Origin of the sequence: Thermogutta sp., from assembly GCF_014359955.1 — a bacterium.
Lineage (GTDB): Bacteria > Planctomycetota > Planctomycetia > Pirellulales > Thermoguttaceae > Thermogutta.
On the sequence record NZ_JACIYL010000174.1, the window covers coordinates 1 to 6,970 of the forward strand.

The 6,970-nt window shown below is 56.7% G+C and carries 6 protein-coding genes; 1 reads left to right on the forward strand and 5 read right to left on the reverse strand.

The window, feature by feature from the left end; genetic code table 11:
• Positions 1 to 1,570: GDSL-type esterase/lipase family protein (locus H5U08_RS07380; protein WP_297031734.1), on the forward strand; the 1,570-nt coding region annotated here is incomplete at its 5' end.
• 2 nt (positions 1,571 to 1,572) lie between these two features.
• On the opposite strand, the gene H5U08_RS07385 is transcribed toward H5U08_RS07380, so the two are convergent.
• From H5U08_RS07385 to xseA, 5 genes are all read right to left on the reverse strand, one after another.
• Positions 1,573 to 4,215, reverse strand: a complete 2,643-nt coding sequence (locus H5U08_RS07385) for a hypothetical protein (protein WP_297031736.1) — start codon at positions 4,213 to 4,215, stop codon at positions 1,573 to 1,575.
• The gene (locus tag H5U08_RS07390; RefSeq protein WP_297031737.1) at positions 4,212 to 4,655 is read right to left on the reverse strand and encodes a biopolymer transporter ExbD; all 444 of its coding nucleotides are present in this window, start codon (positions 4,653 to 4,655) and stop codon (positions 4,212 to 4,214) included. The genes H5U08_RS07385 and H5U08_RS07390 overlap by 4 nt, the downstream gene beginning before the upstream one ends.
• Before the next feature lie 36 nt (positions 4,656 to 4,691).
• Positions 4,692 to 5,117, reverse strand: a complete 426-nt coding sequence (locus H5U08_RS07395) for a biopolymer transporter ExbD (RefSeq protein WP_297031739.1) — start codon at positions 5,115 to 5,117, stop codon at positions 4,692 to 4,694.
• Positions 5,117 to 6,037, reverse strand: coding sequence for a MotA/TolQ/ExbB proton channel family protein (locus tag H5U08_RS07400; RefSeq protein WP_297031741.1), 921 nt, complete (start codon positions 6,035 to 6,037; stop codon positions 5,117 to 5,119). The genes H5U08_RS07395 and H5U08_RS07400 overlap by 1 nt, the downstream gene beginning before the upstream one ends.
• A 306-nt stretch (positions 6,038 to 6,343) precedes the next feature.
• A partial coding sequence (xseA, locus tag H5U08_RS07405) for an exodeoxyribonuclease VII large subunit (protein WP_297031743.1) occupies positions 6,344 to 6,970 on the reverse strand: 627 nt, incomplete at its 5' end.

Consider the following 6,970-nt stretch of genomic DNA (forward strand, 5'->3'; position numbering starts at 1 on the left):
CACAGGAGGTGATCGCGCCACGCTGTCGCCCGCGGGTCACATCGTGGAGGACAACGAGATCCATGACTACGGGCAAATCCATCCCATGTATCGCGCGGGGGTGTCGATCGGCGGTGTGGGGCAGCACGTCCTCCACAATCACATCCACCATGCGCCTCACCAGGCGGTGGGTTTTTCGGGCAACAACCACACGATCGCCTGGAACGAGATCGACCATGTCTGCCTGGAATCGAATGACGCGGGAGCCATCTACTCCGGTCGCGACTGGACCATGCGGGGCACCGTTATTTCCTGCAATTACTTCCACCATATATCCGGTTTTCAGAACCGTGGATGTATGGGTGTCTATTTGGACGATATGTTCTGTGGAACACAGATCGTCAAAAATATTTTTTATCGAGTAACACGCGCTGCATTTATTGGAGGTGGACGAGACAATCTTGTGGAGAATAACATATTCATTGATTGTCGTCCGGCCGTCCATGTTGATGCCCGAGCTCTGGGCTGGGCTTCCTACCATGTCCCCACGACGATGACGCAGCGTCTGAAAGCCATGCCCTACCAGAGCGAACTGTGGCGCAAGGCCTATCCAACACTGGTTAACATTCTTGAAGACGAACCTGCTGCACCGAAAGGCAATATTATTCGCAAAAACTTGTGCTTTGGAGGGACCTGGGACAATATTGAAAATCGTGCGCGGCCTTATCTCGTGATAGAAAACAATGTGATCCTCCCGCTCGACGCTGTAACCCGTTTTTTTGTCAATCCCGCCGCGGAAGACTGGCGGCTCAAGCCCGACGCGCCTGTTCAATCCTCACTCCCAGGCTTTGAGGCCATTCCTTTCGAGAAAATTGGTCCGCGTCGCGCGGATCGGCCACCGGTGTCATGGCGACATGCCATTTCCGCCAGGCTCGCAAGCTATGAAGAAAAGAAAGACGCGGGACCGGAACGCTGGGAACCCGCCATCAGGAAATTCGAAGAAGCGGACAAACTTCATCCACCACCGGAGGGAGCCATTCTTTTCGTGGGAAGTTCCAGTATCGTTCGGTGGGACGTCTCTCGATGGTTCCCCGACTGGATCACGCTCAATCGGGGCTTCGGTGGCTCGCAGATTCACGAGGTCACCTATTATGCCAAGCGTATCGTCATTCCTTACCATCCCCGATTGATTGTTTTCTATGCCGGAGATAATGACATCGCGGCCGGGGCATCGCCGGAAACTGTTCGTCGGCGTTTCGCCGATTTCCTGGAAGCCATCCGTTCCGAAGGGGTCAACGCCCCCGTTATCTTTATCGGGATCAAGCCGTCACTTGCCCGGTGGCACCTTATAGACAGAATTCGGGCCGCCAATCACCTTATTGAAGAATACTGTCGGGCCCATCCGGAATTAAATGCACATTTTCTGGATGTGGAAAAACCGATGCTGGGGCCTGATGGGCTTCCACAACCAGACCTTTTTGTCAAGGACAGACTCCACCTGAGTGACAAGGGATACCAATTGTGGTCGGAACTTCTGAAACCGGTCGTAGAGAAACTGCTGGGCGACAAGTTGCCAACAAAGTCTGAGTGAGTTTATCTGCTGTGCGTCAGATATTTCTGACATTCCTCTTTGAGGGACAGTATTTTTCCCCGCAGAGGTTCTCCTCCCAGGTCGGGATGGAGAGTTTCGAGCAGACTCAGGACCTCCCAGGCATCCCGCGTTTTCCCCAGAGTGTGGAGCAGCCAGGCCGTCATGTATTTTGCCCGAAACCACCGAGGAGATCCCTCCGGAGTTCGCCGGGCAATTTCCTGAAATTTCACAAGGGCTTCGTTTCGTAAAGAATCGTCGTCCTCGTAAGCCAGAAGAAGTGCAAGATTTTCCTGAATTTCACCATGTTCAGGAAACTCCTGCGCTAGCCGACGCATCCACTGGAGCGATTCGTCACGCAGGTTTGCCATGACCAGAAGCCGGGCATATTTCAGACCGGCTTGCACCTTCCAGTCTCGGGAGTGCGTCGCATATTGCTCGGTGAAGTCGGGCACTGCTGCCACAACCCATCGTGCCACAGTCTGAGCTCGATTCGGTCTCGTCCGGGAGAGTTTCTCCATAACGGTGGTCGCCCATTCCCAGCGAATATCGAACTCCAGATGGAGAAGCTGGTCACACCAATACTGTGCTTCTGCTTCCTGCCCTAACTGTGCGGTAACCTCCAGCCAAAGGGCGATCCATCGCGATTTCACGGAGACATCTTCGCCCAACGTACGGAATTGCTTCCAAAACTGATCCCGATCGGGGAAGCGTGTCAGAAGGATTTTTTCCGCGAGAACGGGATCTCTTCCCTCCCACAGGAACAATCGGATCGCACGCTCCTCGGCCATGAGTCGGTATCGTGGATCCACGCCACCCACGCTATCCGCCGTACTCCAGCGATGAAGCCGCTGCGCTATTTGACGAGCCTTCTCGGCCATATCCTGCGTTGGTTGCTCGAAAAGAACGGCCAGGCACCGATCGAGTCCCAAAAACACTTTTTCCACTACGTCTTCTCGTTCGGCCTCTGCCAACTGTCCATTGGAATCGCCGCTTTGCTCAGAGATGCGGCTTGCTCCTTCCGCTCTATCTGTTGGCAATTGCTCAAGGGTGTCCAGATACGCATCAACGGCTTCCTGACATTTTGACTGATACTCCAGGAGTTGCGCAAGGCGGAATCGCACGAGGTAAGCCTCTTGGCTTTGGCGAAATCGATTAAGATATTCGCGGAGTTCTCTCTCATAAGCGGCAAGGTAGGTGGCCTCGTCTTTTGCCACCAGTCGCCCAAGATTGACGAGTGCCAGATAAGCTGCTTCAGAGGCCTTCGCCTGTTGGGGAAACTCCTGGGCAAGCATCTTGAACCGCTGCCACGCTTCTTGATACAGCGATTGTTGTTGAGCTATGGCCGCAGCCGCCCAACCGCACCGAAAAGCTACGTCTTCCTGTCCGGCCTTGCGCGCTGCTTGGGCAACACGATCATAGACTGTTAAAGCCTCCTGCCACCTGCCTGCTCGATAGGCGTTCTCGGCCACATAGAGATCCAGGGTGGTGCTGTTTACGTTCGCCCTTGCCGAGGCCGCACGCGCGACGAGGAGTTCTCCCCGGTGGGTCCAATACGTGGACCCGCTCTCTCTCAGCATTTCCACCAGCTTTTTGATGTGGACTTCCCACTCCTGAGAACTCGTGTCCCCTCGTTCCATCGCTTTTTTCCAAAACCAGGTAGCCGTTTCGAGCATCGCGAAAGCCAAAGGCGGCGAAGGTGGGACCTCAACTGCCATGGCTCTTTCAAACAGCGATCTGGCGAGTTGCTCCTCTTCGAACGTAGTGGCCCATCGCAACCGGGCGGCGAGGAGCTCCTGCTGTTGCTCCGGGGCGAGTTGCTCCTCACTGAAACCGGCAAGGACTTTCCAGGCCACTTCTTTCTGGCCCAGCAACCGGTTGACGTCCGCATAATAGATCCGGGAGGGAAAACCAAGGGGATGGTCAAGCGGCAATTCACTGAGCACCCGGAGGTTGCTCGCCGCATCATTGAGCATGGCGAGATAGTCGTCGGACCCGGCTGGATAGGTCCGTCCCAGTTCAAACGCGGCAAGCGCTGTCCAGAACTGGGCCTGCCTGTCAAGGCTCAGGAGTTGCTGTTCACCAAGTCGCAGGTCGTCCGTCTCCGGCACCTTGTGTGGCCGTCTCAGTGATTGGGCAATTTTTTCGCGGAGGGTCTTCAGTTTTTCCCCAGCCCTTCGGAGAATCGTCCGTGACGGCTCCATCCTCTCTTCCCAAGCCGAGGGCGAAGACGGTGTGGCCAGAAGAGTCAACTCGGCTTCCTCCCGCAGGATTTTTCCCTGCTCCACGAGAACTTTCACGCCCGTCAGGCCGACGACGAGACTCCAGTCGCTCTCGCCATGGTCCTTCTCGAAGCTGTTGGTCAATTCCTGAGCCCGTTGCCAGCAGGCTGTCCGCCGGGCAATGTCGGCGTAAAGGGCGTGTTCTTTGAGAGTTTCCAGAAACTGGATGGTAAGCACCGCCTTGTCAGCGATACCTAAACCCGGTCGCTGCAACGAGAGCTCGCACTGATACTCGGCAAGCCGAAACAGGCGGCGAGACCGCAACGATTGAATGAACTGCAGGTCTTCAGTAACGTCTGCCGTGCCCTGCGATGGCACCAGCATCAGCCCAAAAAAGAGAACGAGCAAAACCGAAAACCATTTCATGGGCGCTGCGGAGCCGCAAGATGGACCCTGTGGAAACCGACCTTTCGGCACAGATCATACACCCGGATGACGTCCTGCATGGGAACGGCAAAACCCGCATCGATAATAACGGGAACATCCAGGCGAACCCGAGCAGCGGCCTGAAGTGTCACCCCGAGCTCGTCGAAATCGGCCATCTGCCGATTATTGAGAGTAATCCTGACCGGCGGTCCGTCACTCAGCCTGATGACGATTTCCGTCAGATTCGCCAGTTCCGGCGGAAGTGATTCCGTGCTCCGTGAGACGCCAGCCTCATCGAGGGGCGTGGGCAGGACCTGCTCAAGGGGTGTGAAGCGGGTCGTGCAGAGGAAAAAAATAATCAACTGAAAGACAACGTCAATCATCGGCGTCATTGGCAAATCCAGGTCCTGTCTCTGGTTCAAGACTGATTGCCGCCTCATGACGCACCCTGATTCACCCTAGAGCTTTCGGCGGTTCTACGGAGACATTTCCTCCCCAATGACCGCGAACGAAACATTCCAAATCCCGCTCTCCGCGCAACGAACGAGAAGGGGCGCGATTTTGCCGTAAGGCGTCCGGCGATCGGTGCGGATCCGCACTTCCAGAGTTTCGCTCGTCCTGCGATCTGCCGACAGAATCCGACCCAACCGTTCAAGATCAATTGTCTCACCACTCAGTATGAGGGTTCCATCCTGGGCCACATTGATGACAATGCGTCGCGTGGAGTTCTCCATCGCTTTGTGTCCGGTTCGTGCCACCGGCAGTTCCAGCTCGACGGAGCTTTCCTGCTGGGCCAGGTGCCCTGCAAGCAAAAAGAACAGAATGAGCTGAAACGTCACGTCGATCATCGGCGTGAGGTTAAGTTTCACCGGCAATCTGGCTGAATGGACCCTCGCTCTCATCAGCGGACGCTTCCCGACGGCGGCGATCCCGAAGAACTGACAGGGGGCTTAGCTGCCACCCGGCGTCGCCGTAGCGGCGCCAGAAGCTGCTGCGAGGCGACGGCCACCTCTGCCATCAGTTCATCTACACGATTACGAAAATAGGCGTACGCGGCAAGCGACGGGATGGCCACGATGAGTCCTTCCACGGTCGTCACGAGGGCCAGGTAAATCGCTTGTGCCAGATCGGCAGCCCGTGCGGCCCCCTGCGTTTCGGCCACCGTTTTAAATGCCAGGATCATACCCACCACCGTTCCCAACAGTCCCAGCATCGGCGCCAGGTTACCAATCACGGAGAGATACTCGACCTTCCGAAGAAGTTTGGCGGTGTATTCCATAAGCGCATCCTCCAGGGCTTTTTCCACCTGGTGCCATCCGCCTTCCCACTCGATCAGCCCGGCTTTGAGCACATCAGTGAAAATGCACGGGTGGGCCTCGCAAATCGCCACCAGCCCCTTCAAGTCGCGAGCCGCCAGAGCCTGGCCCAGTTGATTGACCACCTCCGAAGGCATGAGCACGGATTTACGAAGAGTGATGAGCTGCTCCACAACCAGGGCACCAGCCACCAGGGAGAGACCGATGATGAGAAATCCCACCGTCCCGCCCGCCTTGATGATTTCCCATACGCCGAAGGAAGACCGCTGGGGCGGCGGTCCAGCGGCTTTTTCGGCAACGCTGGGCTCCGCGGCCTCGGGTTGCTGCGGCTGTCTTCCCGTTTGGTTATTCTGAGCGGTTACTTCGCGCGACTCCGCCGCCCCTTCCTTCAACTGCCCGGACGGCAATTCTGGCTCAGGGAGCGGCAAAAACGGCGCCGCCTCAAACCCCAGTATGACACCGTTCCGCTGACCTCCCGGAGCTCCAGGAAACAAATTTGTGTTCAAGACAACTACGCAGAAGATCAACGCGCCAAACAGGACTGAGGGACCTGCCGGCAAGCGATTGCCCATTTGAGCACCTGCACGGAAAAGCATTTGCTGCATGTTGACCGCTCTGGAAAGCTTTCACGCGCGCTTTCTCAAAACAAGCGCGACGCCTGTGGGTGACCAACTCCTCCAATACCGCCGCCTCAATCGTCGCCTATCCTAACCAAAAGATCACAGATCTTACGATGGCCACGTGCTGCTACCATGTCATTCTGCAAAACTTACACACACATCGCCCATTCCGGACCTGTTGCATTCTATTCGTCAGTCTGGACGGACAGGTTCGCCATCTTCGTGTATTTCTTCGACACGACTGAGAAAGCTTCCCCGGTGCAGGCGAGTTTGCACGACACTCCCCGGAGAAAGGGACGCTGCCTCTCGGACCACATGTCCCTCGGGATGCGTCAACGTCATGGAGTAGCCCCGGGAAAGGACTCCCAGGGGGCTGAGCGACTCCAGTCGCGCTGCCGCGCTGGTAAGCGCCATGCGGTTCCGCTCCAGCAATCGGCCGGCAGCCTGATCTAAACGCCGTTCCCATTCGTCAATCCGCTGACCGCGGCTGTGAACCAGTTCCTTTGGAAAGCGAAACACGGGCCGGGATGCAAGCGCCTCAAGCTGCGTCCGTACCGCCCTCAACCGCAAATTGAGATGAGAGCGAAGTCGCATGGCGTACCCTGTGAGGACAGCTTCCAGTTCCTCCTGGGAGGGCACCACTTTGGAAGCTGCGTCCGTGGGTGTCAATGCTCGGACGTCCGCCGCCAGGTCGGCCAGCGTCACATCTATTTCATGACCCACTGCAGACACCACCGGAATCCTTGAACTGGCAACCGCCCGAACCACACTTTCCTCATTGAAGGCCCAGAGATCCTCAATACTTCCACCACCACGGGT

What these genes read in the sequence shown, in the direction of transcription:
- H5U08_RS07385 (WP_297031736.1), bottom strand. Translation starts at nt 4,215, where the DNA reads ATGAAATGGTTTTCGGTTTTGCTCGTTCTCTTTTTTGGGCTGATGCTG.
- H5U08_RS07390 (WP_297031737.1), bottom strand. Translation starts at nt 4,655, where the DNA reads ATGAGGCGGCAATCAGTCTTGAACCAGAGACAGGACCTGGATTTGCCA.
- H5U08_RS07395 (WP_297031739.1), bottom strand. Translation starts at nt 5,117, where the DNA reads ATGAGAGCGAGGGTCCATTCAGCCAGATTGCCGGTGAAACTTAACCTC.